Genomic DNA, 26,206 nt, shown 5'->3' with positions numbered 1-26,206 from the left:
ACCTCGAAAAAATGACTCAAGCCCAACACGCCACCCTGCTCGTCGAACTGTTGACCGAAGAGCTGCCGCCGAAAGCACTCGCACTGCTCGGCGACGAATTCGCCAAAGGCATCGCGCAGCGCCTCGCCGCGCGCGATCTGATCGAAGGCACACCGTCGTTCGACAGCTACGCCACGCCGCGCCGCCTCGCGGTGACGATCCGTAACGTGCGCGCCGTCGCGCCCGAAAAACACGTGCGCGAAAAAGTGCTGCCGGTGTCGGTGGCACTCGATGCCGACGGCAAGCCCACTGCCCCGCTCGCGAAAAAACTCGCGGCGCTCGGCTTCCCCGATTTCTCGGTGAGCGATCTCGAACGCGCATCGGACGGCAAGGCCGACGCGTTTTTCCTGCGCTACGCGGCGCCGGGCGCAACGCTCGCCGACGGCCTGCAGGCCGCGCTCGACGAAACGCTGGCGAAGCTGCCGATCCCCAAGCCCATGACGTACCAGCGCCCGGACGGCACCGACATCAAGTTCGTGCGTCCCGCACAACGGCTCACCGTGCTGCACGGCGAACACGTCGTGCCGGTCAGCGCGCTCGGCATCGACGCAGCGGATACGACGCTCGGCCATCGCTTCCTGTCCGAAGGATTCGTCGCGATCCAGCACGCGGATTCGTACGCACAGACGCTGCTCGAGAAAGGCCGTGTCGTCGCGAGCTTCAACGATCGCAAGGAAACCATCCGTACGCAGCTGCTCGCGCACGCAGGCGACGATCAGGTCGTGATGCCCGACGCGCTGCTCGACGAAGTGACGGCGCTGGTCGAATGGCCTGTGGTGTACCCGTGCCGCTTCGAGGACGAATTCCTGCAGGTGCCGCAGGAATGCCTGATCCTCACGATGCAGACGAACCAGAAGTACTTCGCGCTCACCGACGCCGCCGGCAAGCTACGCTCGCGTTTCCTGATCGTGTCGAACATCGAGACGAAGACGCCGGGCGATATCGTCGAAGGCAACGAGCGCGTCGTGCGCCCGCGTCTCGCGGATGCGAAGTTCTTCTTCGAGCAGGACAAGAAGAAGCCGCTCGCCGATCGCGTGCCGCTGCTCGCGAATGTGGTTTATCACAACAAGCTGGGCTCGGCGCTGCAGCGTGTACAGCGTGTCGAAGCGCTGGCGGGTGAAATCGCCGCGCTGACGGGTGCCGACGTCGCGCTCGCGAAGCGCGCAGCCCACCTCGCCAAAGCCGACCTGCTCACCGACATGGTCGGCGAATTCCCCGAGCTGCAAGGCACGATGGGCACGTACTACGCACGCCACGACGGCGAGCCCGAGGAAGTCGCGCTCGCGTGTTCGGAACACTATCAGCCGCGCTTCTCCGGCGACGCGTTGCCAGCCACGTCGACGGGCACCGTCGTCGCGCTCGCCGACAAGCTCGAAACGCTCGTCGGTATCTGGGGCATCGGCCTGCAGCCGACCGGCGAAAAAGATCCGTTCGCGCTGCGCCGTCACGCGCTCGGCGTGCTGCGTATTCTGGTCGAGAAGCAGTTGCCGGTCGATCTCGTCGCGCTGCTGCGTGCCGCGCACGCGCAGTTCGCGTCGGTGCCCGCGGTCGCCGATGCGACCGTCGCGATCTACGAATTCTGTCTCGATCGTCTGCGCGGTCTGCTGCGCGAACGCGGTTATGCGGCCGGTGAAATCGATGCGGTGCTCGCGCTGAATCCGACGCGTCTCGACGACGTCGTCGCGCGGCTCGACGCAGTGCGCGAATTCGCGTTGCTCGCCGAAGCCGCGTCGCTCGCCGCTGCGAACAAGCGCATCTCGAACATCCTGAAGAAGTCGGACGGCTCGACGTCCGCCGGCGTGCAGAGCGCACTCTTCGTCGAAGCCGCCGAGAAAGCGCTATACGCGCAGCTCGAACAGGTCGCGCCGCGCGTGCAGTCGCAGCTCGCGCAACGCCAGTACACCGGCGCGCTGTCCGCGCTCGCCGCGCTGCGCGAACCGGTCGACGCGTTCTTCAACGACGTGATGGTCAACGCGGAAGACCCGGCACTGCGCGCGAACCGGCTCGCACTGCTCGGCGCGCTGCATCAGCAGATGAACTGCGTCGCCGACATTTCGCGGCTCGCCGCCTGAGCGCCCGCCATGCCGACCTTTCCGCGAAAAATCGTCGTGCTCGACCGGGACGGCGTGATCAACGCCGACTCGGATGCGTTCATCAAGTCGCCCGATGAATGGGTCGCGCTGCCCGGCAGTCTCGAAGCGATCGCGCGGCTGAATCAGGCCGGCTATCGCGTCGCGGTTGCGACGAACCAGTCGGGCATCGGCCGGGGTCTGTTCGACATGGCCGCGCTCAACGCGATGCACATGAAGATGCACCGGGCGGCCGCTGCAGTCGGCGGCCGGATCGATGCGGTGTTCTTCTGTCCGCACACCGCGCAGGATCACTGCGAATGCCGCAAGCCGAAGCCCGGCATGCTGAAGATGATCGCCGAGCGCTTCGAGCTGGATCCGTCGCACACGCCGTCGGTCGGCGATGCGCTGCGCGATCTGCAGGCGTCGGCGGCGATCGGCCTCCAGCCGCATCTCGTGCTGACCGGCAAGGGCCGCAAGACGCTCGCGGCCGGCGGTCTGCCCGAGGGCACGAAGGTGCACGAAGACCTGCGCGCATTCGCGCTCGACTTCCTTGCCGAAGAACATGAGTAACCCCAGTGACGCGGCAGCCACCGCGCGTCACGCTCACTGAGTCATCACGACGATGCGCTTTATCCGTTCGCTGCTGCTGCTGATCTTCCTCTGCGTCTACACGGTGCCGTACGCGACCATGTGCTTCATCTCGTTTCCGTTCATGCGCGCCGACAGACGCTACTGGATGATCACGGGCTGGTGCCGCTCGATACTCTTCGCGGCACGCTGGTTGAACAACATCCGCTACCGGATCGAAGGCCTGGAGAATCTGCCTGATGGTCCCGCCGTGCTGCTGTCGAAGCATCAGTCCGCGTGGGAGACGCTCGCGTTCCCCGCACTGATGCCGCGGCCGCTGTGCTACGTGTTCAAGCGCGAACTGCTGTACGTGCCGTTCTTCGGCTGGACGCTCGGGCTGCTGAAGATGGTTCACATCGACCGGAAGGCGGGCAAGAACGCATTCGATTCGGTCGCGCGGCAAGGCAAGGCGCGAATGGAAGAAGGCGCGTGGGTCATCATGTTTCCGGAAGGCACGCGCACGCCGACCGGCAAGCAGGGCAAGTACAAGACCGGCGGTTCGCGCTTCGCGATCGCGACCGGCGCGCCGGTCGTACCGATCGCGCACAATGCGGGACGCGTGTGGCCTCGCAACTCGTTCATAAAATATCCGGGTATAGTCACGGTGTCGATCGGCAAGCCGATGGACACCACGGGGCTCACGCCCGACGAAGTTAACACGCGCGTCGAAAAGTGGATCGAAGCTGAAATGCGTCGTATCGATCCCGAAGCGTACCGCGCTGCGGACAACACGTCCGCCGCCGCCCAAATCTGACGCGCCACGCCCTGCCCGGGCGTTTTTGCGCGAAACCGGATCCGATGCAGAAGTCCCCCTCGCCGCAGCCCGCTGCGGCGCTCGATAGCCGGCAACTCGATCTGCCGCTCTTCGACGAGCCCGGCATCGCGCCGCCGTCCGCGCCGCAAAAACCCGCCGTGCCGCGCGCACCCGACGGCTCGAAGCTGCGTCGTCTGACGCTCGGCAACCAGACGCTCTACTACGCACTGAAACGCTCGTCGCGCCGCTCGATCGGTTTTGCAATCGACGGCACGGGCCTCGCGATCACTGCACCACGCTGGGTCACGATTGCGGATATCGAAACCGCGATCGTCGAGAAGCAGCGCTGGATTTTTGCGAAGCTGACCGAGTGGCAAACGCGCGTCGAGCAGCGTGCGCTGCCGCGCGTCGACTGGAAGGACGGTGCCGAAGTGCCGTATCTCGGGCATCCGGTGCGCGTCGCGCTCGGCGCGGCGAATCTCGCATTCGATCCACTATCGGCGACACTCGGATTGCCGCTGTCCACGCAGGCGGAACAGCAGCAGATCAAGGACCGTGTGCAGGGCTGGCTGCAGGGTGAAGCGAAACGCCTGTTCGGCGAGCGCCTCGCGATCTACGCGGACAAGCTCGGCGTTCACTATCGCGCGTATGCGCTTTCATCGGCGGCGACGCGTTGGGGTAGTTGCTCGAGCGACGGCAAGATCCGCCTGAACTGGCGGCTCATCCACTTCCCGCTGTCGATCATCGATTACGTCGTCGCGCACGAACTCGCGCATCTGCGCGAGATGAATCACAGTCCGCGCTTCTGGCAGACTGTGGAATCGATTTTTCCGGAATTCCGCGAAGCGCGGCAGACGTTGAAGCATCACCCGCCGGAATTGCTGCCGACGTTGTGAATGTGTTGTGCGCGGTGTACTGCTACGCCGTCACGAACGTTTCATGCAGACGACGCCAGCGCACGTTACCCGCCGCGTCGATATCGAACACCGCAGTCGACCGACGCACGTTGGTCGCTGCTTCGCTCGACTGATGCTCGGTGAAACCGAGCACCGCCCCGCCCTGCCACGTCGCGATCACCGCGATATCCTCGATGACGATCCTGCAGCCGCGCCGCGCACCGTAGGCCTGCGCGAACAGCTGCGTCAACGTCGCGCGATCGAGCGCCGCGCCTCCCGTCGTCACCAGCGTGAAGTCGGGCGCGAAGCGCGCCATGATCGCGTCGAGTGAATCCGGCGCAGCAGAGCCGTCGAACCACGCGGCAATCTCGACGTGAATCGATTCAAGCTCTGCGATGCACGGCGCCGCGTCGTCAGTCGCGTGCTGCGCTGTCATGTTTCTTCTGGATGAATTCGATCTTGTAGCCGTCAGGATCGGTGACGAATGCGATCACGGTGGTGCCGTGTTTCATCGGGCCCGCTTCGCGGATCACGCTGCCGCCCTGCGCCTTGATCTTCGCGCAGGCCGCGTACGCATCGTCGACTTCGACGGCGAGGTGGCCGAAGCCGCTGCCCAGGTCGTACGTTTCCGTGTCCCAGTTGTGCGTGAGTTCGAGCACCGTGCCATTGCGCTCGTCCTCGTAACCGACGAAGGCGAGCGTGAACTTGCCTTCCGGATAGTCGTGACGGCGCAGCAGTTTCATTCCGAGCAGTTCGGTGTAGAACTGGATCGAGCGGTCGAGGTTACCGACGCGAAGCATCGTGTGAAGCAGTCTCATGGGAGTTCCTTATTGCGGGACATCGAGCCCATAAATGTACCGAAAAACGCGTGCGGTCGCTCGCGGGCGAGCTAACCCGGCCGTGATAAAACGCAGCGCGCGTTCAGTTCAGAACAGATGCCGGATACCGCCCATGACGCCGAGTTGCGAGCCCTTCTGCGCGAGGCCGACGCCGTTCACGCCTTGCAACTGCGCGCCGATCAGATCGCCGCGATACAGCGAGTAATCGGTTTCGACGTAGACGTCGGTGCGTTTGGACAGGGCGTAGTCCGCGACCAGTTGATACTGCCAGGCCGAGCCGTCCTGCGCGTGCGTCTTGCCGTCCTGCAGCGTGCGCCACACGTTCGCGGCGAAATGCCATGCAGCGCCGACCTGCTGCGTGATGCCGCCGAGTATCATCCGGCGCCGCGAAAAGTCCGTGTATTTCAGCGCCGCGAGCACGGGCGCCGTGAACGGACCGTTTGCGAAATTGCTGAAGCCCGCGTCGTTCTGGTTGACGATGTAGCCGATCGCGAAACGCGTCTTCTGCCACGTGTACGAGCCGCCGACGCTCCATGCTTTCGCGGAGGCGCCGTTCACCGAGTCCTTCGAGTTCTGGTACGCGCCGCCCAGCGTGACCGGTATGTCCTTCGGTGTCCATGCGGCCGCGGCGCCGACCTGCGTGCCGTTCGACGGACTCCCCGCGACGCCGCCGAACGCGTAGCCCAACGCGAACATCACGTCGTGAACACGCGCCTGATACTGCACCTGGTTGCTGGTCCAGATCCCGCCGGACATCGTCACTTCGGGCTGGAAACTGAAGTCGTACGGAATCCACGGATTGCTGCCGTAGCCGCCGACCGTGATGCCTTCGATCATCACGTTGAACTGACGACCGAAGATCAGCTTACCGTACGAATTCGACTGCACACCTACTTGCGCTTCGTTGAAGAACGGCAGCGTCGGATCGCTTTGTCCGTTGTTGATGGTGATGCGGTTTTCGAGCTTGAAGAACGTCGACCATCCGTCGCCGAGATCCTCGACGCCCTTCAATCCCCAACGGCTTTGCGACATCCCGCCGGTGCCGAGCCCGACCGACGAATCGCCGGCGCGGTTCGCGTGGGTCATGTAGCGGATGCTTTCGTCGGCGATGCCGTAGAGCGTGACGCTCGATTGCGCGTGTGCGCCGTGACAGACCAGTGCGGCCGGCAACACGGCGTAACCCCAGCTGCGGAGCTTCTTCATACCTTCTCCTGTTCGTGATTGACGTCTTGATCGGATAGGGTCTTGCTCTCTCAGACATTGATCGTCGCGCGTGCGGTCCGTGTGCCGCGCTGTCGTGTCGCGTACCGGCCGGCGCGGTGTGGTGTAGCGCCGCCGGTCGACGGACGGATTATCGCGTGTCGTACATCGTGCGTCACGTGAATATAAAAAACGTCACGGTGTGCAGAACATCGTTCTTCGCGCACCGCGAAGCCGTGCAGTCATTGCCTGAGCAGACATGGCGCGCTGCACCGAAGCACCTGACGCGGTTGGGGTCATCGCGACGGCGGCAAAGCGGGTTTGCTATCGTACGGCCAGGCTGGGGCCTTCATGGAGACGATGCGTACGAGACACCCTAGCTTGCGGTTGTATCGCGCCACTATCGTCCTGTACGCCCACTACACCCCTACGATGACAACCATTTTTCCCGACAAGGTCACGCGATGAGCACCGCCACGCCGGCCACGCGCCGCGCTCCCGATGGCTTCGCGATCACGCTGATGATCGTGCTGTGCGCGATCTGGGGACTGCAGCAGGTCGCGATCAAGAGCGCGAACGTCGCAATCCCGCCGGTGTTCCAGGCAGGCCTGCGTTCCACCATCGCGACGCTGCTGGTATGGGGCTGGGCCCGCGCGCGCGGCACGCCGTTGTTCGACCGGGACGGCACGCTCGGCGCGGGGCTGCTCGCCGGCGTGCTGTTCGCTACCGAGTTCGTGTGCATCTTCATCGGGCTGTCGCTGACGAGCGCCACGCGGATGGCCGTGTTCCTCTACACCGCGCCGTGCTTCACTGCGCTGGGGCTGCATCTGTTCGTCGCCGGCGAGCGGATGCGGCGCATGCAGTGGGTCGGCATTGCGATCGCGTTCGCGGGCATCGCGCTCGCATTCGCCGACGGCTTCGTACGGCCTGCGAATCACGGTCACGGTTCGACGCTCGCGGGCGTCGCAGGCGATGCGCTCGGTGTGCTGGGCGGTATCGCGTGGGCCGCGACGACGGTGGTGATTCGCGGGACACGGCTCGCACACACGAGCGCGAGCAAGACGCTGCTGTATCAGCTCGCGGTGTCGGCGGTCGTGCTGCTGGGTCTTGCGGCGATGCTCGGCGAAACGCATGTCGATACGGTGACGCCGCTCGCGCTCGCGAGTCTCGCGTACCAGGCGGTGGTCGTCGCGTTCGTCAGCTATCTGGTGTGGTTCTGGCTGCTGACGCGCTATATCGCATCGAGGCTGTCGGTGTTCTCGTTTCTCACGCCGCTGTTCGGCGTCACGTTCGGCGTGCTGCTGCTCGGCGAATCGTTCAGCGGACGCTTTCTCGCAGCGGCGGTGCTGGTGCTGGTGGGGATCGGGTTCGTCAATGCGCCTGCGCGGCGGGTGAAGCGCAGCGACGCTTAAGCACTACGGTATTCAGCGCTCGGCGGCAGCCATCACCGTCTGCGCGAGCGTCACATACTCTGCGACCGGCACGTCTTCAGCACGCCGCGCGAGATCGAATCCGAGCGCGTCGAAATCCACCGAATCGCGATACGCCGCCAGCGTATTGCGCAGCATCTTGCGACGCTGCGAGAACGCAGCAGTGACCACTTCACCGAGCACACCGACGTCGACGGGCGCGAGCTCGTGCGGCTCGTACGGAATCATCCGCACGATCGCCGAATCGACCTTCGGCGGCGGCTGGAACGATTCGGGCGGCACGTCGAGCTGCTTGTCGATCACATAGCGATACTGCAGCATCACCGACAACCGGCTGAACGCCTTGCTGCCCGGCTCCGCGACCATCCGTTCGACCACTTCGTTCTGCAGCATGAAGTGCTGGTCGATCACGCACGATGCGAACGTAGTGAGGTGAAACAGCAGCGGGCTCGAGATGTTGTACGGCAGATTGCCGACGATACGCAGCGTCGGCTTCGTCGCGTTCGGGTCGGCCAGCGCGGCGAAGTCGAAGGCGAGCGCATCGCCCGCATGCAGTTCGAGCAGCGGACCGAACTGCTTCTGCAGCCGGCCGATCAGATCGCGATCCAGTTCGACCGCGTGCAGCGGCGCATCAGGTGTGGCGAGGCGTTCGATCAGCGGGCCTGTTAATGCACCGAGGCCCGGTCCGATCTCGACCATGCGTTCGCCGCGCTGCGGCCGGATCAGATCGACGATCGAATCGATCACGCCCGTATCGACCAGAAAGTTCTGCCCGAAACGCTTGCGCGCGAAATGGCCTTGGTGCTGTCGGCTGGTGGACATCGAAGAAACGCCAGAAAAAGAAAAGGTCAGACTGTAAATCAGGATGCGCGGCGATGGCGCGCCATCGAAACGGCGGTATCGATCGCGGCGATCAGGCTGCCCGCATCGGCGCGGCCGGTGCCGGCGAGATCGAGCGCGGTGCCGTGATCGACCGACGTGCGGATGATCGGCAGACCGAGCGTCACGTTGATGCCTTCGCCGAACGTCGCATACTTGAGTACCGGCAGGCCCTGGTCATGGAACATCGCGAGCACGCAGTCGGCGTCTCTCAGATAACGCGGCTGGAACAGCGTGTCGGCCGGATACGGGCCGCGTGCATCGATGCCTTCGTCTTTTGCGCGTTTGAGCGCCGGCGCGATCACGTCGATTTCCTCGTGGCCCAGGTAGCCGTTCTCGCCCGCGTGCGGGTTCAGGCCGGTCACGAGGATGCGCGGTGCGGATACGCCGAGATGCCGGCGCAGATCGCCGTCGACGATGCGCAGCGTGCCGAGCAGACCGTCGATCGTGAGCGCGGCGGAGACGTCCTTCAACGGCAGATGCGTCGTCGCGAGCGCGACGCGCAGCGGCGGCTCGCTGGTGCCCGCGAGCATCATCACGACCTGCGGCGTATGCGTGCGCTCCGCGAGATATTCGGTGTGGCCGGTGAAGGGCACGCCTGCATCGTTGATCGTGCTTTTTTGCAGCGGTGCAGTGACGATCGCGTCGAACGTGCCGGCAAGCGCACCGTCGATCGCGATGTCGAGCAGCTTGAGTACGTAAAGACCGTTGGCCGCATCGAGCTTGCCCGCCTGCGACGGCACGGCGAGCGGCCAGTGCGCGACACACACATGCGCGGCCGGCAGTGCGGCCAGGTCGACGCGCACGGCCTGCGCGCGCTGCGCGAGCAGCGCGGCATCGCCGAGTACGGTGAAGTGTGCGTCGGGCCAGCGGGCAGCCGCGCCCGCCAGCGCCTGCACGGTCAGCTCGGGACCGACGCCGGCGGGTTCGCCGGTCGTGATCGCGATCCGCAGCGGCGGGGAGGCTTGCGTCATGATGACGATGAAGTTATGGTGCCGCCGTGCCGGTGATCGGACCGGCCTTGTAGTCGACGTACGCGGTATCGCGCAGCTGACGCAGCCAGTCGGCGTAAGCCTGTTCGGCCTTGCGCTGACCGATCGCCTGACGCGCGAGATCCATCTGCTGCGACACCGACCCTTCGGCTTCGCGGCGGCCCAGCACCTGGATCAGGTGGTAGCCGTATTCGCTGCGGACCGGGTCGCTGATCTGACCGTCCTGCAGGCTGTTCATCGCGCGCTCGAATTCAGGCACCGTTTCGCCGGGGCTGATCCAGCCAAGGTCGCCGCCCTGCGACGCCGAACCGTCCTGCGAGTACGTGCGCGCGAATTTCGCGAAGTCGCCGCCGTCGGCGATTTCACGCTTGATTTCGAGCAGCTTCTGACGCGCGGCCGGTTCCGACATGCCGTCGCCGACGCGCAGCAGGATGTGGCGCACGTGCGTCTGCGTCAGTTTCGGCGCATCCGACGATGTGCCCTGGCCCGAGCGGCGATCGACGAGACGCATGATCTCGAAACCATCGTTCGTGCGGATCACATCCGGATTCACCTGGCCGGGACGCAGCGCCGACGCGGCCTTCACGAAATCAGGCGGCAGTTGCGCGGGCGGCTGGAAACCCATGTCGCCGCCCTTCGATGCATCCGCTGCCTGCGAGTTGGCCTTCGCGAGCTTCTCGAAATTCGCGCCGCCGACGGCTTCCTTCAGCAGCGCCTGCGCTTTCTGCTGCGCGGCTTCGATGTCGGTCTCCGACGCGTTGAGCGGCGCCTTCAGCAGGATGTGCTCGAAGCGCAGATCGCTCGTGAGCCCCACGTTCGGTCCGCGCTGGCTCGCGATGTAGTTCGCGACTTCCGCGTCCGACACGGTGACCTTGCTGTCTACTTCCTTCTCACGCAGACGTTGCAGGATCAGTTCGGTGCGGGCGTCGTTGGTGAACGTCGACCAGGGCACGCCTTGCGCCACGATGCGCGCGCGATAGATATCGAGCGTCATGTTGTTCGCCTGCGCGAGCCGTTCGAGCGTGCGCTGCACGGCTGCGTCGTCGACGGTGATGCCGTCTTCGCGCGCCTTCTGCAGCTGGATACGCTCGAGCACCATCTGGTTCAGCACCTGCTGCCGCAACTGGTCGGCAGGCGGCACCGGCGCGTTCTGCTGGTTGAGCCGATGCACGATCAGGCCCGCGCGCTGGTCGAGCTCGCGCTGCGTGATCACGCCGTCGTTGACGACCGCGGCGATGGTGTCGACGGTCTGGCCGTTATCCGCGGCGCGCAGAGCTTGCGCCTGCGCCGGCGCGACCAGCAGGAAAGACGCGGCGGCGGCGAGACCCGCCGCGAGCGTTGCCAAGCGAAGCTTTTTCATGATTCCCACAGATACTCCATTGATGCCGGGCGCGCCCTCGCCCGTCTTTGCGCATTTTATAAATGATCGGGCGACCGTCATTCGTAATTGCTGAAACGCGCCTCGGGCGGCAGCGGCGGGGGTAGCGGCGTATAACCCGCCACGCTCGCGCGGAAAGCCGTCACCAGCCCGTTGTCGACGCTCGACAGGCCCTTGAACGTCAGCTGCGCGAGGAAGCGCTTGCTGGACGTCTGGCTGCCCGTCGTGTTGATCCCGTTCGCGTAAGTCTGCACGCCGACACCGAGCGTCCAGCAGTCCGCGTCGTACTGCATCCCGATCAGTCCGTCGACGATCCGGTGGCCGCGCATGTCGTAGTTGATCCGCCCTACCCCGTATATCCGATGCGTGATCGGCCACTGACCCGAGATCAGGATCTGGTTGATCGGCTGGTTGTCGAGCGTCGTATTCGCCCGCGTGTACCGATACGCCAGATTGATCACCTTGCCCGTCTCCGGGCTGAACCCGAAGCCGATGCTGGTCTTGACCAGCTGATTGTTGTCCGCATTATATTGGAACGCAGTTTCCGAAGCGAAACCGGCCCCGAGCTTCAGCGACGCGCCCGCGATCAGGTCCGAGTGCCGCGCCTGCGCGCTGCCCTGGCCCGGAATCAGCGTGACGCGCTGGTCCTGGAAGTAGTACTGCTGCGCGATCACGAAGCGCGCGCGCTCGTCGCCGGTCGCGGGGTTCAGGAAGCGCGTGGTGATCGCCGCGGTCAGCCGGTTCGCGTCGGCGATCCGGTCGTTGCCGACGAAAGTATTCGGCGTGAAGATTTCCGCGAGACCGAAGTCGGAATCGGCGGTGTCGAACAGCGGCGCGAAGTCCTGATTGCGGTACGGCGTGTAGACGTAATAGAGCCGCGGCTCGAGCGTCTGGATGAAATCCTCGCCGAACAGACGCACCGAGCGGTCGAAGATCAGCCCGGTGTCGAACGAGAACGTCGGCACCGACTCGGTGAAATTCTTCGGCTGGCCGGCCAGCGCAGGCGTCCCCACCAGCGACTGGCCGATGTTACTGAGGTCGTAAGACGCGAAGTGCCACTGCACCTTCGGCGTGACGAAGTAACCCGGCCCGACGAGCGAATACGACAGGTACGGGTTGAACAGCACCCGGTCGCCTTCGGTCGTGTCGGCTGTCGTGATGCGGAAGCGCGTGTAGTCGGCTTCCGCGCCGAAGTCGAAGCCGCCGACGTTGTACTTCGCGTACTTCACGTTCAACTGCGGCTCGCGACCATACGGCGGCGCGGACGGCACCAGCGTCTGCCAGTGCTGCTCGCGCGCGAGCACCGACCACGGCCCGTTGTTGTACGTGACGCCTGCTTCCTGCTGGTACAGCAGCTGCGTACCGTTGAGGAACTGGTTCGTCGCCGACGACAGGTCTTCCGGATACGTGTTGTCCGAAACCTTGTTGTAGCTAATGTAGCCCGCGAACCCGTTGCCGAAGTTCTGGTTGTGCTGGATGTACAGCGCGTAGCGGTTCGTCTTCGTGATCCGGTCGTCCGGCAGGAATTCGCCGGTGATCGTGCCGGAGTACGTCGGCGACAGATAACGGAAGCTCGCCTGGGTCTGCAGACCGCGCTTCGACAGGTAGCGCGGCGTCAGCGTCAGATCGCGGTTCGGTGCGATGTTGAAGTAGTACGGAACCGTGATTTCAAAACCGTTGTTCGAACTCAGCGACGCGATCGGCGGCAGCACGCCGCTGCGCCGTTCGCCGGACAGCGGAAACGACAGCCACGGGCTCGCGAACACCGGCACGCCCTGGAAGAACAGGATGCCGTTGTGCGCGACGCCTTCGTCGGCGCCGGTATCGAAGTCGAACTCCGAGCCCTTGATGTACCACGCCGGATTCGTCTCGCACTGGCACGCGGTGTACGTGCCGCTCGTGAACACCGAGCGCTCGTTGTCGAGCATGTCGACGCGCTGCGCGCTGCCCGAACCGCCTGTCGCCGTGAAGCGGTACTTCGGCGCGGGCATGTAGCCCTCGCTCGACTCCACCTTCATATGCGCTTCCGGCCCGATGAACGTCGCACCGTTGTTCGCGATGTGGACATGGCCGTATGCGTCGGCCATGTCGGTGTCCTGGTCGTAATGCAGCGCGTCGGCCTTGATGACCGCGTTATTGCGACGCACTTCGGCCGCGCCCTTCGCAGCCATGTCCTGCTCGGAGGTGCCGGTGGTGGTGTCGCCGAGCACGAAGGTCGCCGGTTTCTGGCCGTTGGCGAGCGGATGCTCTTCGAGCTGGGGCGCGAGCCGCAGGCCCCACGGTGCATCGAGCGACTGCGGCTGCGCAGCCTCGCCCGCCAGTTGCGCGTGCGCGAGCGCAGGCACGAGACCCGGCACGGCGATCAACGCCGCGACAAGTCGCCTTCTGCGCGGCAGGCCGTCAGCAGTGAGAGTCGTTGAAAAAAGCTGTCTTGGCGGCATGTATGGTTTGGCGAATCGGCCCGGCGGTCAACGTCTGCAGTCACGATTTGCCGCCTGCGCAATCGGACCGTGACAGCCGGGATGCGCACAAAAAATTACACGCTCACGCGTGCGGGGCGGGCAGTGGAACGGACCTGCGAGACTGGCGCGAGCCGCGTCAAAAAAGTCGTGGGGTATTATATGGCAAGACGTAGCCCCTCTGATCCAGCCCCCGGTTTTCATGACGCAGAACGCTGTCCCGCCCCGTTCCTCCGCCTCCGATGCGTCCGATGCTCGCCTCGACCAGCTGGGCACCTGGCTTCGCCGCTACGACAGCCGTTATGGTCTCGATCTCGCCTCCCTCGCTCCCGCGTCCGCCGACGCGAGCTTTCGCCGTTACTTTCGTCTGACTGGACGCGCCGACTCCGACGCCACCGGTGCGAACGCCGCGACGCTGATCGCGGTCGATGCGCCGCCGCCCGAGAAATGCCGCGAATTCGCGCAGGTCGCCGGACTGCTCGCCGATGCGGGCGTGCACGTGCCGCGCGTGCTCGAAGCGGATTTCGACGCGGGCTTCATGCTCGTCACCGATCTCGGCACCGATTCTTATCTCAATGCACTGCGCGACGCCGGCGAGGGTGGCAACGGCGACGCTCGCAAGCTGATGCGCGATGCGCTCGATACGCTGATCCGCTGGCAACTCGCATCGCGTGAAGACGTGCTGCCGCCGTTCGACGAAGCCTTCCTGCGCCGCGAGATGGAGTTGATGCCCGAGTGGTTCGTCGGAAGGCATCTGAATCGGGAAGTCGACGATACGATGCGCGGCGTGCTCGATCGCACGTTCGCGCTGCTGATCGCGAGCGCGAAGGCGCAGCCGCAGGTGTTCATGCTGCGCGATTTCATGCCACGCAATCTGATGGTCGCGAGTCCGAACCCCGGCGTGCTCGACTTCCAGGACGCGGTGTATGGCCCGATCACCTACGACGTCGCGTCGCTGCTGCGCGACGCGTTCCTGAGCTGGGACGAGGCGTTCGAACTCGACTGCTTCGCGTATTACTGGGAGCACGCGAAGAAAGCTGGCCTGCCGGTCGATGCGGATTTCGGCGAGTTCTACCGGCAGCTCGAATGGATGGGTCTGCAGCGGCACATCAAGGTGCTGGGCCTGTTCTGCCGGATCAACTATCGCGATCACAAGCCGCACTATCTGCCGGATCTGCCGCGCTTCATCGGCTATGCGCGCAAGGTCGCCGAACGCTACCGGCCGCTCGGGCCGTTCGCGAAGCTGCTCGACGAACTCGAAGGCCGCGGGGCCGAAACCGGCTACACGTTCTGACGCACGGCCCGATGTCCTCCCTGCTCACCACCGCGATGATCTTCGCCGCCGGACGCGGCGAACGGATGCGCCCGCTCACCGACACGCGCCCGAAGCCGCTGCTCGATGCGGGTGGCAAGCCATTAATCGTCTGGCAGATCGAACGGCTCGCGCAGGCGGGCTTCGAGACCGTCGTGATCAATCACGCGTGGCTCGGAGAGCAGATCGAAGCGGCGCTCGGTGACGGTTCGCGTTGGGGCGTGACGTTGTGCTATTCGGCCGAACATGACGCGCTCGAAACGGCGGGTGGCATCGCGTACGCGTTGCCGCTGCTTGCGCCTTCGTCGGATTCTATTTTTGTCGCGGTGGCCGGCGATGTGTATGCCGATTTCGATTATGCGTCGCTACGTTCGAAGGCCGCCGCGCTCGCGGCGCTGCCCGAGCCGGGGATGCATCTGGTGATGGTGCCGAACCCGCCGTTTCATCTCAAAGGCGATTTCGCGCTCGACGGCGATGTGCTGTCGCTCGACGGCGCGTCACGCTATACGTTCGGCAGCATCGGACTCTACGACACGCGGATGTTCCGCGATCTCGCGCCCGGCACGCGGCGCGCGCTCACGCCGTATTACCGCGACACGATTGCGCAACGGCGTGCCACCGGTGAGCTGTACGAAGGCTATTGGGAGAATGTGGGGACGCCGGAGCAGCTGGATGTGCTCGACAGGCGGTTGCGCGGCGTGGCTGAGTGACGCACGCCAAGCCCTGTTGAACGAAGCGTTCCCGTCCGCGCAGCCTCGTTCGGAATGTCGGAACAGCGAAAGAGAAACCGGCGGCATGCGGACCGACTCGGTCAGAGCGGATGTCGTTCAAGCACCCAGCGGGTTCCGGGCGGGCGCGCGCGAATCGAACGAAGCGCAGCGGTCAGCGCCCATCGACTCCATGCGCAGCCGCTTCTCCAGCCTCAGCACTTTCCCCCGCCGCTTCCGCTTCCTCAGCCCTCTGCTGCTGCAACGCCCACATCTGCGCAAACAATCCACCCGTACGCAGCAATTCCGCATGCGTGCCGCGCTCGACGATCCGCCCGCGATCCATCACGATGATCTGATCCGCGTGCACGACCGTCGACAGCCGGTGCGCGATGATCAGCGTGGTCCGCTCGCGCGCGATCAGATCGAGTTCGTGCTGGATCGCGCGCTCGGAACGCGAATCGAGCGCCGACGTCGCTTCGTCGAACAGCAAGATGGGCGGGTTTTTCAGCAGCGTGCGCGCGATCGCGACGCGCTGCTTCTCGCCACCGGACAGCTTCAACCCGCGCTCGCCGACCGGCGTGTCGTAACCGGCCGGCAGACTCTCGATGAAATCGTGAATGTGCGCCGCGCGCGCCGCCGCGATCGCTTCTTCGCGCGTCGCTTCGGGCCGGCCGTACGCGATGTTGTAGTAGATCGTGTCGTTGAACAGCACGGTGTCCTGCGGCACGATGCCGATCGACGCGCGCAGCGAATCCTGCGTCACCTCGCGGATGTCCTGCCCGTCGATCGTGATCGCGCCGCCCGTCGCGCGGTCGAGATCATAGAAGCGGAACATCAGCCGCGCAAGCGTCGACTTACCCGATCCGCTATGACCGACCACCGCCGTCGTCGTACCCGCGGCAATCGTGAAGCTCACGTCGTGCAGGATCTGCCGCGACGGCTCGTAGCTGAAGTTCACGTGATCGAAACGCACTTCGGCGCCGCGTACCGCGAGCGGCGGTGCATCGGGTGCATCCGGAATTTCGCGTGCGGCACCGAGCAGCGAGAACATCCGGTCCATGTCGGTAAGACTCTGCTTCAGCTCGCGATAGATCACGCCGAGAAAATTCAGCGGAATGTACAGCTGCAGCATGAACGTATTGATCAGCACCAGATCGCCGAGCGTGAGCTTGCCCGCCATCACGCCCTGCGTCGCGCGCCACAGGATGAACACGAGCCCGGTGCCGATGATCGTCTGCTGGCCGAAGTTCAGCGCAGACAGCGAGCTCTGCGACTTGATCGCCGCCGCGCGATAGCGCTTCAGGTTTTCGTCGTAGCGCTTCGCTTCCCACTCTTCGTTGCCGAAGTACTTCACCGTTTCGTAGTTCAGCAGCGAATCGATCGCGCGCGAGTTCGCCCGCGAATCGAGGTCGTTCATCGTGCGGCGAAAATGCGTGCGCCACTCGGTCACCTTCACCGTGAACACGATGTACACGGCAAGCGCGATAAACGTGACGATCGCGTAGTACGCCTCGTATTTGACGACGAAAAAGCCGAGCACCAGACCCATCTCGACAAGCGTCGGCAGGATGCTGTACAGCGAATACGAAATGAGCTGCGTAATGCCGCGCGTGCCGCGTTCGATGTCGCGCGACATGCCGCCCGTCTGCCGGTCGAGATGAAACCGCAACGACAGCGCGTGCAGATGCCGGAACACCTTCAGCGCAAGCTGGCGCACCGCGCTCTCGGTCACCTTCGCAAACAGCATTTCGCGCAGCTCGGTGAGGAGCGACGTCGACAGCCGCACGACCGCATACGCGACGACCAGCAGGCCGACGCCGCTCAGCAGCACGATCCCCGGCGAGTGCTCCGCACGGCCAAGCGCGGTGAGATGCTGAACCGCCGCGAGGTTGTCGACGATGTGCTTCATCACGATCGGCACGCCGAGATTCGCAACCTTCGCGCCGATCAGGCAACTGAGCGCGATGATCACGCGCCATTTGTAGGTCGCGAGGTACGGCAGCAGCGAGAGGATGGTCTGCCAGTCGTTGCGCGGCACGTTCGACACCGGCAATACCGGTGATAGCGGCGTGGGTTCGGAGGGAGCGGCGAAACGGCGCATGGAGGATCGGCTGAAAACGGACGGACAGTGGGGAGGCGGGAAATGCGGTGCCGGCACGCGGCCGTTCCGGCCGGGCGATGCACCGCTTTCCCGTACAATTCGTGATCTTCTTATTGTCTCAGAAGCCGGCGGGCGCCGCTCCCGCTGCGCCGATAACCGTTTCAAGGGTGTCCGATGACCACTTCCCCGAACCTGCCCCAGCTGCCGCAAAAGTCGTGTGCGCTGCGCGTCGTTCCCCAGCCTTCCGATGCGAACGTGCACGGCGACGTGTTCGGCGGCTGGATCATGGCGCAGGTCGACATCGCCGGTTCGATTCCGGCGAGCCGGCGCGCAAACGGCCGCGTCGCGACGATCGCGGTGAATTCGTTCATCTTCAAGCAGCCGGTATTCGTCGGCGATCTGCTGAGCTTTTACGCGGATATCGTGAAGACCGGCAAGACGTCGATCACGATCGAGGTCGAGGTCTACGCGCAACGGATGAGCCTCGCGCAGGAAGTCGTCAAGGTCACCGAAGCGACGCTGACCTACGTCGCGACCGATAGCGACCGCAAGCCGCGGATGCTGCCGGCGCTCGACTGAACGTCGACTAAACGCTACCGCTCACACCGCTTCCGCAATCTCGCTCGCCGGGCCACGTTGCAGCAGCACGGCGATCGCATCGTTCGGCAGCGGCTGCGCGAAAAAGAACCCCTGCATCTCGTCGCACTCGCGCTCGCGCAGGAAGTCGAGTTGCGCGAGCGTCTCGACGCCCTCAGCGATCACCTGTAGCTGCAGCGAGTGCGCAAGCGCGATGATCGCCGACGTGATCGTCTCGTCGTCGCCCGACACGCCGATGTCCGACACGAACGAGCGATCGATCTTCAGCCGGTCCACCGGAAAACGCTTCAGATAGCTGAGGCTCGAATAGCCGGTGCCGAAATCGTCGATGGCGAGCCCGATGCCGAGTGCGTGCAGCTCGGTCAGCATCGACACCGCCTCTTCTGCATTGCGCATGATCGTGCTCTCGGTCAGTTCGAGTTCGAGGTAGCGCGGTGCCAGACCGGTTTCCGCGAGCACGTCGGTGACGAGCCGCGCGATGTCGCGCTGCTGGAACACACGCGCCGACAGATTCACCGACACACGCGCGGGCGGCAGCCCTTCGTCCTGCCACGCGCGATTCTGCCGGCACGCTTCGCGCAGCACCCATTCGGACAGCGGCCCGATCAGCCCGCTTTCTTCCGCGACCGGGATGAACACCGACGGCGCGATCAACCCGACCTCAGGATCGCGCCAGCGCACGAGCGCTTCGGTCCCGACGATCCGTCCGCTCTCGATGTCCACCTGCGGCTGGTAGTGCAGCAAAAACTCGTTGTCGCGCAGCGCGCGGCGCAGCCGACGTTCGAGATTGAGCCGCGTGCCGGCGCTCGCATTCATCTCCGGCTGGAAGAACTGGAACGTGTTGCGCCCCATGTCCTTCGCGCGGTACATCGCGAGATCGGCTTTCTTCATCAGCGTCTCGGCGTCCTCGCCGTCCTGCGGGAACAGGCTCGCGCCCATGCTGCATCCGACGTACAACTCGGTGCCGTCGAGCCACACCGGCTCGGAGATCGACGCGCGCACGCGCTCCATCCACGCGATCAATGACTGCTCGTCGACGGTATCGGTCATCACGATCACGAACTCGTCGCCGCCGTGCCGCGCGACCGTGTCGCTGGCACGCGCCGCCCGCGCGAGCCGGTCCGCAACCACGGCAAGCAACCGGTCACCGACGCTGTGGCCGAGACTGTCGTTGACGTTCTTGAAGCCGTCGAGATCGATGAACACCACCGCAACGCCGCGATGCTGCCGCTGCGCGATAACCAGCGCGTGCTGCAACCGGTCGCGCAGCAGATTGCGATTGGGCAGCCGCGTCAGACTGTCGTAGTTCGCCTGATATTCGAGTTGCTCCTGATAGCGCATCAGGTCGGTCACGTCGTTGATTACGCCGATGTGATGCGTGGTCTCGCCGTCGGGATTCGGCACCGGCGCGATGAAGAGCTGATTCCAGAACAGCGCCCCGTCCTTGCGATAGTTGCGCAGCACCGCGCTCACCTCGCGGTTCGCGGTCAGCGCGCTGCGGATCGCCGCGACGCCTTCCTGATTGTGGTCGTCGCGTTGCAGCAGCCGGCAGTCCTGGCCCATCACCTCGGCCGGATCGTAGCCCGTGATGCGCTTGAACGCCGGATTCACGTATTCGATCAGATTGCCGCCGACGGTCGGCGCGGTGATCAGGATCGCGTTGACGCTTGCGTCGAGTGCGCGACTCTGCAACCGCAGCGCGAGATCCGCGCGCTTGCGCTCGGTGATGTCGCTGTACGAACCGAGCACGCCGATCACGTTGCCGTCGCCGTCGGTGAACGGCAGCTTGCTCGTGATCGTCGTGCGATGCACGCCGTCGATCGTCAGGTCGAGTTCGAAGTTCATCTTCGGCATGCCCGAATCGATCACCTCGCGATCGTGATCGCGCACGGTCTCCGCGAACGCGCGCCACGGCAGATCGTCGTCGGTCCGGCCGACCACCTGCTCCGGGTACGCGAGCCCCGCATCGCGCGCGAACGCCATGTTGCAGCCGAGATAGCGCGAGTCGCGGTCCTTCCAGAAGATCCGCTGCGGAATGTTGTCGATCACCGTCTCGAGCATCTGGTTCGAACGCCGCGCTTCGGCTTCCGCGTTGATCTGCTCGGTGACGTCGTCGGCGAGCACGAACACCGCCGTGCGGCCCATGAACATCAGCACGTGGTACGAGATGTCCGCGCTGATCAGCGTGCCGTCCTTGCGCCGGTGATGCCAGATGCCGGCCATCGTGCGGTTACTGCCGGGCTCGGCGTCGCTGCGCGCGAGATGCGATTCGAGCCGGACGATCTCGACGTTCGGACGGATCGCGCGAATCGTCATCGAGAGAAATTCGGCTTCCGAGTAGCCGTACTGCTGGATCGCCGCCGTATTCACTGCGAGAAAGCGTAGCGTCTCGCGATCGTAGATGTACATCGGCACCGGATGCGCGTCGAACAGCCCGCGAAAACGCTCGTCGTTGCGGCGCAGTGCGTACGCGATGCGGATTCTTTCGCGTGCCGCGTTCTCGCGCGCGCCGAACAGGTAGATCAGCAGCGCGCCGCCGGCCAGCATCGTGACGACCAGCAGCAGCATGGCGTGCCGCGAATCGCGTGCCGATCCGGCAAGAGCGGCCTCCAGCACGCTGTCCTGGTGCTGACGCAACCCGGCGAGGCCTGCTTCGATCCGGTTCGCTTCCATGCCGAGCCGCACGTATTCGGTCGCGGCCCATTGCGGCGACGCGTCCGCGCCGCCGGCCGCCGCCCGCGCGAGCGCTACGCGCAGCGCTTCGGCAAGACGACCGGTGTCGTCGATCAGCGGATCGAGCGCGCGAACCGCCTGTGCGTCGTCGGCGAGCTCGCTGCGCAGTGAGATGCCGAGTTGCGGGAGCCACGTAGGATCGACGATTGTCGTGGCCGGCGAGGACACGGGCCGGGATGACGGTTTCGTGCCGTCGGGCGACGTTGCAGGCAGCACCGCATAGCGCCCCAGTTGCGCGAGCGCACCGTCCAGCGCAGTGCCGTACGCGTCGAGGCGGTGGCGGATCGCGGTCGAGCGGATCGTGCGCGCGTCGGCCTCGCGTTGACCGCGAATCTGTGTGTACGCGACGAACGCATTCGCGCCGACCGCCACGGCGACGACTGCCAGATTGATCAGCAGCCGTTTCGATGAAAATAGCTTCATGGGTTCCGAACGTCGTTCGTCCTGCGCGCGCGGCGCTTGATGCGTGAAGCGCGGCATGGCCGCTGCATGGTGCGCGCAGCGTGCGTTCCTTCGAGCAGCGCGCCCTGCGCCGCGACTACGGCGTCGCGGTCGGGTTACACGCCAACCTCTGGATAACGGCCGATGATCCAGCGGATTGAGGGGCGTATATAAAAACAGGCGAAAAAACGCTGGGAATCAGCCCGCGAGGCCGAATTCCCTCATCGCGGGCACGAAATCGTGATTCGCTTCCGGCTTGCGCGACAGCTTCGCGAGTACGTAGCGTCTGAACGGATCGAGCTCGGCCCACTGACCGGCGCTCGGTGTCGGCAGACTGGCGAGCGCCGCCTGCGCGAGCACGCCATCGGGGATCGCATCGGTGCGGCGCCACGCGGGCGCTTCGTCGGGGCTGAACCACTCGGGCTCGACGTTCGCGTGCGTGCGCAGCATCTCGAACAGCGCGTGATCGAAGTTCGGTTCGATCGCGGTGTCGTCGTCGACGGGAAAACGGGCCAGCAGCTTGCGGTCTTCGTGCGGCAGCATCTGCCATTGCGCGAGCGAGATGCGCAGCCCGAAGCGGTCGAGATTGAACCGCACGGCCATCGGAATGAAGGTGAGATTCTCCGACGACTTCACTTCGAAATCGAACAGGAGCGGCGCTTCGCTGATTCCCATGACGGGGTCCTCGCAATGTCCTGGTGTGGTCTGGCTGTAGTCCGAGGGTACGCGCAGGCCTGGCTGCACAGTCTCGCTGTTGTGTCCCGGCGGTGTTCTGCAGGCCTGGTTGTGCCCTCACTGCGTGCAAAGCCGGCGCCCTACCTCTGGCCCGGTGGCGTGATCTGATCGGGGCCGCGCTGGGTCCGCTGAACGGCGGGCGGCACGCGATGCCCGCTTGAGGTATTTTAGAACCTTATTCACGCAGCACAGCCGCGCCGCAGCACGCAACGTTGCAGCCGCGCGCAAGGAGTCACGCTTGAACCCACTCGAAACCGCCACACAGTCCGGTGCCGTCGCCCAGCAGGTGCGCCGGCAGCGCGGCGACGCGAGCGAGGCACTGACCGATCAGGTCGGCCAGGAATGGCCGGTGGCGCTCGTATTCAACGGCATCTCGCATGCCGTGATGATGTGCACGCCGCGCGACCTCGAAGCGTTCGCGGTCGGCTTCGCCATTTCGGAAGGCATCGTCGCGCGCAGCAGCGACATTCAGGACATCGAGGTGGAACTGTACGACGGCGAACTGCCGCACGCGGAAATCCAGTTGACCGTCGTGCAGCAGGCGTTTGTCGCGTTGAAGGAACGGCGCCGCGCGCTTGCAGGGCGGACGGGCTGCGGGGTGTGCGGCGTCGAAAGCATCGATCTGCTCGATCTGCAGCCCGAACGCGTGCCCGACACCGGTTTTCTGCAGCGCCTCGCACCGGACGCAATCGCGCGTGCCGCGCGCGAGCTACCGGCGCACCAGGCGCTCACCCGTTTGACGGGCGGCCTGCACGCGGCCGCGTGGTGCGATGCGAACGGCGCGATCCGTTATGCGTTCGAGGACGTCGGCCGGCACAACGCGCTCGACAAGCTGATCGGCCAGATGATCCTCGACCGCGGCGATCCGCACGACGGCTTCGTGTTCCTGTCGAGCCGCGCGAGCTACGAGCTGGTGCGCAAGGCTGCGCGCGTCGGCATTCCGATGGTCGCGACGATCTCGGCGCCGTCGTCGCTCGCGATCACGATCGCGCAGCGTGCGGGGCTGCGTCTCGTGAGCTTCTGTCGCGAGACGAGCTACGTCGATTACGGCACGGTTTGAAGCACCCGTGCCGTGCGGGCTGCGTCAGTCGAACTGACGGAAGTCCGGCTTGCGCTTTTCGAAGAACGCCTTGAAGGCTTCGCGGGCTTCCGGCGCGAGCAGCATCTTGCCGAACTGCACGCCTTCCTCGGACATCTGTGTGTGCAACTCGTGCAGACTCGCGCGCTTCATCAGCGATTTCGTCACGCGCAGCGACGACGCGGGCAATGCCGCGAGCTTTTCGGCTTGCGCGAGTGCGAACGCATCGACTTCTGCTGCCGGCAACAGGCGATTGACGAAGCCCATCCGATGCGCTTCCCGTGCATCGAACGGCTCGCCGAGCAGCAGCTTTTCGGCGGCGCCCTGATATCCGGCGATACGCGGCAACAGCAGAGACGATGCTGCTTCGGGGCACAGGCCGAGTTGCGCGAACGGTAGCGTGAAAGTCGCCGATTCCGCTGCGTAGACGAGGTCGCAGTGCAGCAGCAGCGTCGTGCCGATGCCGATCGCACCGCCTGCCACCGACGCGACGATCGGTTTTTCCGCCGAGCTGATTGCGCGCAGGAACTGGAACACGGGCGCGTGCTCGCCGACGGGCGGCGCCTTCATGAAGTCTTCGAGATCGTTACCGGCGCAGAAAATGCCTACGCTGCCGCGGATCAGGATCGCGCGGACGTTTTTGTCTTCTTGCGCGCTGACGAGCGCGTCCGCCATTGTTTGGTACATCGCCGAGGTAATGGCGTTTTTCTTTTCGGGGCGGTTGAAGGCGATTGTGAGCACGCTGTTGAGGTGCTCTAGCTGGATGTCCATGCTGGTGTATCTCCTTGCTGTTCGGTTGCCTTGCAGACTGCTGTTGCGGTTCTGCTTTTTTTTGCTGGCGCGGGTGTTGGCTTTTTTGCGCCTGGTTTTTTTGCGTGTGCACTTTCTTTCTGTATTTCCGCGCGGGCGGTGCTTAGTTGCGCCTCGCGGCGCAGGCGTTGCCCCTGTGCGGGGCGGCACCTACTTTTCTTTGCCGCGGCAAAGAAAAGTAGGCAAAAGAAAGCCGCCGAGACGAAGCTTCTCCTTTCCGTGTGCTACCCCAGTGGCTCTCGCCTACGTGGACACCACGTTCACCCTGTCTCGTGGTCCGAGACGAGATCCGTCCTCGCACCGCTTGCCTCAGTGACAAGGCAGTCATCCGTTCCGGCGAGCTTCGCCGCCGATGGGCATAACACTCTGGACCCCAGACCGTGGAGCACGGACCACGCCACACACACTGCCTCCGCCGCTTATGTCTTTTACTTAATGCTTTTGTCCAGTGCCCTTGCTCAACTCTTGCGCTCAATGCAGTGACACAACACAGCTATCCGACGCAGTTGCTCAACACGCGTTGCCCGCAGCACTCGCTCTTCCCTGCTGTTTCCCAAGCAAACCCGTCCGCGCGCACACAAGTGCGCTGCGGGGTGGGCGGGCGCCTTGTCACTCCGGTTTGCGATCCGGGGGACGATCTCGTCTCGGACCACTACGCGGGGTGAACGTGGCGCCCACTTAGGCGAGTGCCACCGAGGTCGCACACGGAAAAGAGAAGCTTCGTGTCAGCGGCTTTCTTTTGCCTACTTTTCTTTGCCGCGGCAAAGAAAAGTAGGTGCCGCCCCGCACAGGGGCAACGCTCGCGCCGCGAGGCGCAAATTAGTACCGCAGCGCGGAAAGACCCAAAAAAACAAAAGAACAGAGAAAGAAAAAAATCAAAGCCGCTCAATAATCCCAGCCGCCCCCATCCCCGTCCCCACACACATAGTCACCATCCCATACTTCAAATTCCGGCGCCGCAACCCATGCACAACCGTGGAAGCCCGAATAGCACCCGTCGCCCCAAGCGGGTGCCCCAGCGCAATGGCACCGCCCAGCGGATTCACCTTCGACGGATCCAGTCCCAGGTCGCCAATCACCGCCAGCGCCTGCGCCGCGAACGCTTCGTTCAACTCGATCCAGTCCATATCATCCTGCTTCAAACCCGCGGCCTTCAGCGCCGCCGGAATCGCTTCCTTCGGACCGATCCCCATGATCTCCGGCGGCACACCACGTACCGCGAAGCTCACGAAACGCGCGAGCGGCGTCAGGTTGAACTGCTTCAGAATCTTTTCCGACACGACGATCAACGCACCCGCACCATCCGACGTCTGCGAGCTATTGCCCGCCGTCACCGAACCCTTGTTCGCGAATACCGGACGCAGCTTCGCCAGACCCTCGAGCGACGTGTCCTGACGCGGACCTTCGTCGAGCGCGATCTCGCGCGTCTTCACCTTCACTTCGCCACTCGCGAGATCGGGGAAACGTTCGGTCAGCATGTACGCGGCGATCTCGTCGTTGAATTCGCCGGCCTGTTGCGCAGCCAGCGCCTTACGATGCGACTCGACCGAGAACTGGTCCTGCGCTTCACGGCTCACCTTCCAGCGTTCCGCGACGCGCTCGGCCGTCAGGCCCATCCCGTACGCGATGCCGACGTTCTCGTCGCGCTCGAAAATGTGCGGCGACAGCGACGGCTTGTTGCCCATCATCGGCACCATGCTCATCGATTCGCAACCGCCCGCGATCATCACATCCGATTCGCCGACGCGAATCCGGTCCGCCGCCATCGCGAGCGCCGTCACGCCCGACGCGCAGAAGCGGTTCACCGTCACGCCGCCGACGGTATTCGGCAGGCCGGCCAGCAGCGCGCCGATCCGTGCGACGTTCAGGCCTTGCTCGCCTTCGGGAATCGCGCATCCGATGATCGCGTCTTCGATCAGCTTCGTGTCGAGGCCGGGCACCTGAGCCACGGCCGACTTGATCGCGTGCACGAGCAGTTCGTCGGGCCGCGTGTTCTTGAACATGCCGCGCGGCGCCTTGCCGATCGGCGTGCGACTGGCGGCGACGATGTACGCGTCCTGCAGTTGCTTGTTGCTCATGTCTTAGCTCCTTTGTGGATCAGAGCGGCAGCTTCAATGCGCCGCC

General features: G+C 64.6%; 21 protein-coding genes. 9 read left to right on the top strand and 12 right to left on the bottom strand.

Translation table 11 applies throughout. The features are described 5' to 3' along the window. Positions 1–11: 11 nt before the first annotated feature. The 4 genes from glyS to E1748_RS11870 are packed head-to-tail and all read left to right on the top strand — an operon-like array spanning position 12 to position 4,388. Complete coding sequence (gene glyS, locus E1748_RS11885; RefSeq protein WP_133647446.1) at positions 12–2,111, top strand: glycine--tRNA ligase subunit beta; 2,100 nt, start codon at positions 12–14, stop codon at positions 2,109–2,111. Positions 2,112–2,120: 9 nt separating this feature from the next. Beyond that, positions 2,121–2,681 (top strand): D-glycero-beta-D-manno-heptose 1,7-bisphosphate 7-phosphatase, encoded by a 561-nt coding sequence (gene gmhB / locus E1748_RS11880; protein WP_133647445.1) that lies wholly within the window; start codon positions 2,121–2,123, stop codon positions 2,679–2,681. Positions 2,682–2,733: 52 nt separating this feature from the next. Next, positions 2,734–3,492 carry a lysophospholipid acyltransferase family protein gene (locus tag E1748_RS11875; protein WP_133647444.1) on the top strand — a complete coding sequence of 253 codons (759 nt, stop codon included), beginning with the start codon at positions 2,734–2,736 and terminating at the stop codon, positions 3,490–3,492. 44 nt (positions 3,493–3,536) lie between these two features. Next, a complete protein-coding gene (locus E1748_RS11870) occupies positions 3,537–4,388 on the top strand; it encodes a M48 family metallopeptidase (protein ID WP_133647443.1) in 852 nt (283 codons plus the stop codon). A 22-nt stretch (positions 4,389–4,410) separates the two neighbouring features. Here the strand turns inward: E1748_RS11870 and E1748_RS11865 are convergent, their stop codons facing one another. The 3 genes from E1748_RS11865 to E1748_RS11855 form a co-directional block, all read right to left on the bottom strand. Then, on the bottom strand, positions 4,411–4,824 hold the full coding sequence (locus E1748_RS11865; RefSeq protein ID WP_133647442.1) for a hypothetical protein: 414 nt from the start codon (positions 4,822–4,824) through the stop codon (positions 4,411–4,413). Continuing rightward, positions 4,802–5,206, bottom strand: a complete 405-nt coding sequence (gene gloA, locus E1748_RS11860) for a lactoylglutathione lyase (protein ID WP_133647441.1) — start codon at positions 5,204–5,206, stop codon at positions 4,802–4,804. The genes E1748_RS11865 and gloA overlap by 23 nt, the downstream gene beginning before the upstream one ends. Positions 5,207–5,314: 108 nt before the next feature. After that, on the bottom strand, positions 5,315–6,430 hold the full coding sequence (locus tag E1748_RS11855; protein ID WP_133647440.1) for a porin: 1,116 nt from the start codon (positions 6,428–6,430) through the stop codon (positions 5,315–5,317). A gap of 461 nt (positions 6,431–6,891) precedes the next feature. On the opposite strand from E1748_RS11855, the gene E1748_RS11850 reads away from it, so the two are divergent. Next, positions 6,892–7,839 carry a DMT family transporter gene (locus E1748_RS11850; protein WP_133647439.1) on the top strand — a complete coding sequence of 316 codons (948 nt, stop codon included), beginning with the start codon at positions 6,892–6,894 and terminating at the stop codon, positions 7,837–7,839. 12 nt (positions 7,840–7,851) lie between these two features. Here E1748_RS11850 and rsmA read toward each other — a convergent pair whose 3' ends face one another. The 4 genes from rsmA to E1748_RS11830 form a co-directional block, all read right to left on the bottom strand. After that, complete coding sequence (rsmA, locus tag E1748_RS11845; protein WP_133647438.1) at positions 7,852–8,679, bottom strand: 16S rRNA (adenine(1518)-N(6)/adenine(1519)-N(6))-dimethyltransferase RsmA; 828 nt, start codon at positions 8,677–8,679, stop codon at positions 7,852–7,854. 38 nt (positions 8,680–8,717) lie between these two features. After that, the gene (gene pdxA, locus E1748_RS11840) at positions 8,718–9,710 is read right to left on the bottom strand and encodes a 4-hydroxythreonine-4-phosphate dehydrogenase PdxA (protein ID WP_133647437.1); all 993 of its coding nucleotides are present in this window, start codon (positions 9,708–9,710) and stop codon (positions 8,718–8,720) included. A 13-nt stretch (positions 9,711–9,723) separates the two neighbouring features. Beyond that, on the bottom strand, positions 9,724–11,097 hold the full coding sequence (locus E1748_RS11835) for a peptidylprolyl isomerase (RefSeq protein ID WP_240766563.1): 1,374 nt from the start codon (positions 11,095–11,097) through the stop codon (positions 9,724–9,726). A gap of 68 nt (positions 11,098–11,165) precedes the next feature. After that, the gene (locus E1748_RS11830; RefSeq protein ID WP_133647435.1) at positions 11,166–13,547 is read right to left on the bottom strand and encodes an LPS-assembly protein LptD; all 2,382 of its coding nucleotides are present in this window, start codon (positions 13,545–13,547) and stop codon (positions 11,166–11,168) included. Between the two features lie 220 nt (positions 13,548–13,767). Between E1748_RS11830 and E1748_RS11825 the strand changes: the two genes are divergently transcribed. Then, positions 13,768–14,859 (top strand): aminoglycoside phosphotransferase family protein, encoded by a 1,092-nt coding sequence (locus E1748_RS11825; protein WP_133647434.1) that lies wholly within the window; start codon positions 13,768–13,770, stop codon positions 14,857–14,859. Positions 14,860–14,870: 11 nt separating this feature from the next. Further along, positions 14,871–15,587, top strand: a complete 717-nt coding sequence (gene murU / locus E1748_RS11820) for an N-acetylmuramate alpha-1-phosphate uridylyltransferase MurU (protein WP_133647433.1) — start codon at positions 14,871–14,873, stop codon at positions 15,585–15,587. 172 nt (positions 15,588–15,759) lie between these two features. Here murU and E1748_RS11815 read toward each other — a convergent pair whose 3' ends face one another. Beyond that, complete coding sequence (locus E1748_RS11815) at positions 15,760–17,688, bottom strand: ABCB family ABC transporter ATP-binding protein/permease (RefSeq protein ID WP_133647432.1); 1,929 nt, start codon at positions 17,686–17,688, stop codon at positions 15,760–15,762. A 174-nt stretch (positions 17,689–17,862) separates the two neighbouring features. Between E1748_RS11815 and E1748_RS11810 the strand changes: the two genes are divergently transcribed. Then, positions 17,863–18,267 carry an acyl-CoA thioesterase gene (locus E1748_RS11810; protein ID WP_133647431.1) on the top strand — a complete coding sequence of 135 codons (405 nt, stop codon included), beginning with the start codon at positions 17,863–17,865 and terminating at the stop codon, positions 18,265–18,267. A gap of 21 nt (positions 18,268–18,288) precedes the next feature. Here the strand turns inward: E1748_RS11810 and E1748_RS11805 are convergent, their stop codons facing one another. Together E1748_RS11805 and E1748_RS11800 are read right to left on the bottom strand one after the other, a co-directional pair. Further along, positions 18,289–21,441 carry a sensor domain-containing protein gene (locus tag E1748_RS11805; protein WP_133647430.1) on the bottom strand — a complete coding sequence of 1,051 codons (3,153 nt, stop codon included), beginning with the start codon at positions 21,439–21,441 and terminating at the stop codon, positions 18,289–18,291. Between the two features lie 216 nt (positions 21,442–21,657). After that, the gene (locus E1748_RS11800; protein ID WP_133647429.1) at positions 21,658–22,134 is read right to left on the bottom strand and encodes a nitrate reductase associated protein; all 477 of its coding nucleotides are present in this window, start codon (positions 22,132–22,134) and stop codon (positions 21,658–21,660) included. 298 nt (positions 22,135–22,432) lie between these two features. Between E1748_RS11800 and fdhD the strand changes: the two genes are divergently transcribed. Further along, on the top strand, positions 22,433–23,254 hold the full coding sequence (fdhD, locus tag E1748_RS11795; RefSeq protein ID WP_133647428.1) for a formate dehydrogenase accessory sulfurtransferase FdhD: 822 nt from the start codon (positions 22,433–22,435) through the stop codon (positions 23,252–23,254). Positions 23,255–23,278: 24 nt separating this feature from the next. Here fdhD and E1748_RS11790 read toward each other — a convergent pair whose 3' ends face one another. Together E1748_RS11790 and E1748_RS11785 are read right to left on the bottom strand one after the other, a co-directional pair. Further along, the gene (locus tag E1748_RS11790; protein WP_133647427.1) at positions 23,279–24,043 is read right to left on the bottom strand and encodes an enoyl-CoA hydratase; all 765 of its coding nucleotides are present in this window, start codon (positions 24,041–24,043) and stop codon (positions 23,279–23,281) included. Between the two features lie 914 nt (positions 24,044–24,957). After that, the gene (locus E1748_RS11785; RefSeq protein ID WP_133647426.1) at positions 24,958–26,160 is read right to left on the bottom strand and encodes an acetyl-CoA C-acyltransferase; all 1,203 of its coding nucleotides are present in this window, start codon (positions 26,158–26,160) and stop codon (positions 24,958–24,960) included. Positions 26,161–26,206: the final 46 nt, after the last annotated feature.

Origin of the sequence: Paraburkholderia flava (assembly GCF_004359985.1) — a bacterium.
GTDB classification, from domain to species: domain Bacteria; phylum Pseudomonadota; class Gammaproteobacteria; order Burkholderiales; family Burkholderiaceae; genus Paraburkholderia; species Paraburkholderia flava.
Note: the sequence above shows the minus strand (reverse complement) of the source record. Positions and strands in the feature narration are given on the sequence as shown.

Coding starts and splice junctions, on each gene's coding strand:
- glyS (WP_133647446.1), top strand. CDS start 12: ATGACTCAAGCCCAACACGCCACCCTGCTCGTCGAACTGTTGACCGAA.
- gmhB (WP_133647445.1), top strand. CDS start 2,121: ATGCCGACCTTTCCGCGAAAAATCGTCGTGCTCGACCGGGACGGCGTG.
- E1748_RS11875 (WP_133647444.1), top strand. CDS start 2,734: ATGCGCTTTATCCGTTCGCTGCTGCTGCTGATCTTCCTCTGCGTCTAC.
- E1748_RS11870 (WP_133647443.1), top strand. CDS start 3,537: ATGCAGAAGTCCCCCTCGCCGCAGCCCGCTGCGGCGCTCGATAGCCGG.
- E1748_RS11865 (WP_133647442.1), bottom strand. CDS start 4,824: ATGACAGCGCAGCACGCGACTGACGACGCGGCGCCGTGCATCGCAGAG.
- gloA (WP_133647441.1), bottom strand. CDS start 5,206: ATGAGACTGCTTCACACGATGCTTCGCGTCGGTAACCTCGACCGCTCG.
- E1748_RS11855 (WP_133647440.1), bottom strand. CDS start 6,430: ATGAAGAAGCTCCGCAGCTGGGGTTACGCCGTGTTGCCGGCCGCACTG.
- E1748_RS11850 (WP_133647439.1), top strand. CDS start 6,892: ATGAGCACCGCCACGCCGGCCACGCGCCGCGCTCCCGATGGCTTCGCG.
- rsmA (WP_133647438.1), bottom strand. CDS start 8,679: ATGTCCACCAGCCGACAGCACCAAGGCCATTTCGCGCGCAAGCGTTTC.
- pdxA (WP_133647437.1), bottom strand. CDS start 9,710: ATGACGCAAGCCTCCCCGCCGCTGCGGATCGCGATCACGACCGGCGAA.
- E1748_RS11830 (WP_133647435.1), bottom strand. CDS start 13,547: ATGCCGCCAAGACAGCTTTTTTCAACGACTCTCACTGCTGACGGCCTG.
- E1748_RS11825 (WP_133647434.1), top strand. CDS start 13,768: ATGACGCAGAACGCTGTCCCGCCCCGTTCCTCCGCCTCCGATGCGTCC.
- murU (WP_133647433.1), top strand. CDS start 14,871: ATGTCCTCCCTGCTCACCACCGCGATGATCTTCGCCGCCGGACGCGGC.
- E1748_RS11815 (WP_133647432.1), bottom strand. CDS start 17,688: ATGCGCCGTTTCGCCGCTCCCTCCGAACCCACGCCGCTATCACCGGTA.
- E1748_RS11810 (WP_133647431.1), top strand. CDS start 17,863: ATGACCACTTCCCCGAACCTGCCCCAGCTGCCGCAAAAGTCGTGTGCG.
- E1748_RS11805 (WP_133647430.1), bottom strand. CDS start 21,441: ATGAAGCTATTTTCATCGAAACGGCTGCTGATCAATCTGGCAGTCGTC.
- E1748_RS11800 (WP_133647429.1), bottom strand. CDS start 22,134: ATGGGAATCAGCGAAGCGCCGCTCCTGTTCGATTTCGAAGTGAAGTCG.
- E1748_RS11790 (WP_133647427.1), bottom strand. CDS start 24,043: ATGGACATCCAGCTAGAGCACCTCAACAGCGTGCTCACAATCGCCTTC.
- E1748_RS11785 (WP_133647426.1), bottom strand. CDS start 26,160: ATGAGCAACAAGCAACTGCAGGACGCGTACATCGTCGCCGCCAGTCGC.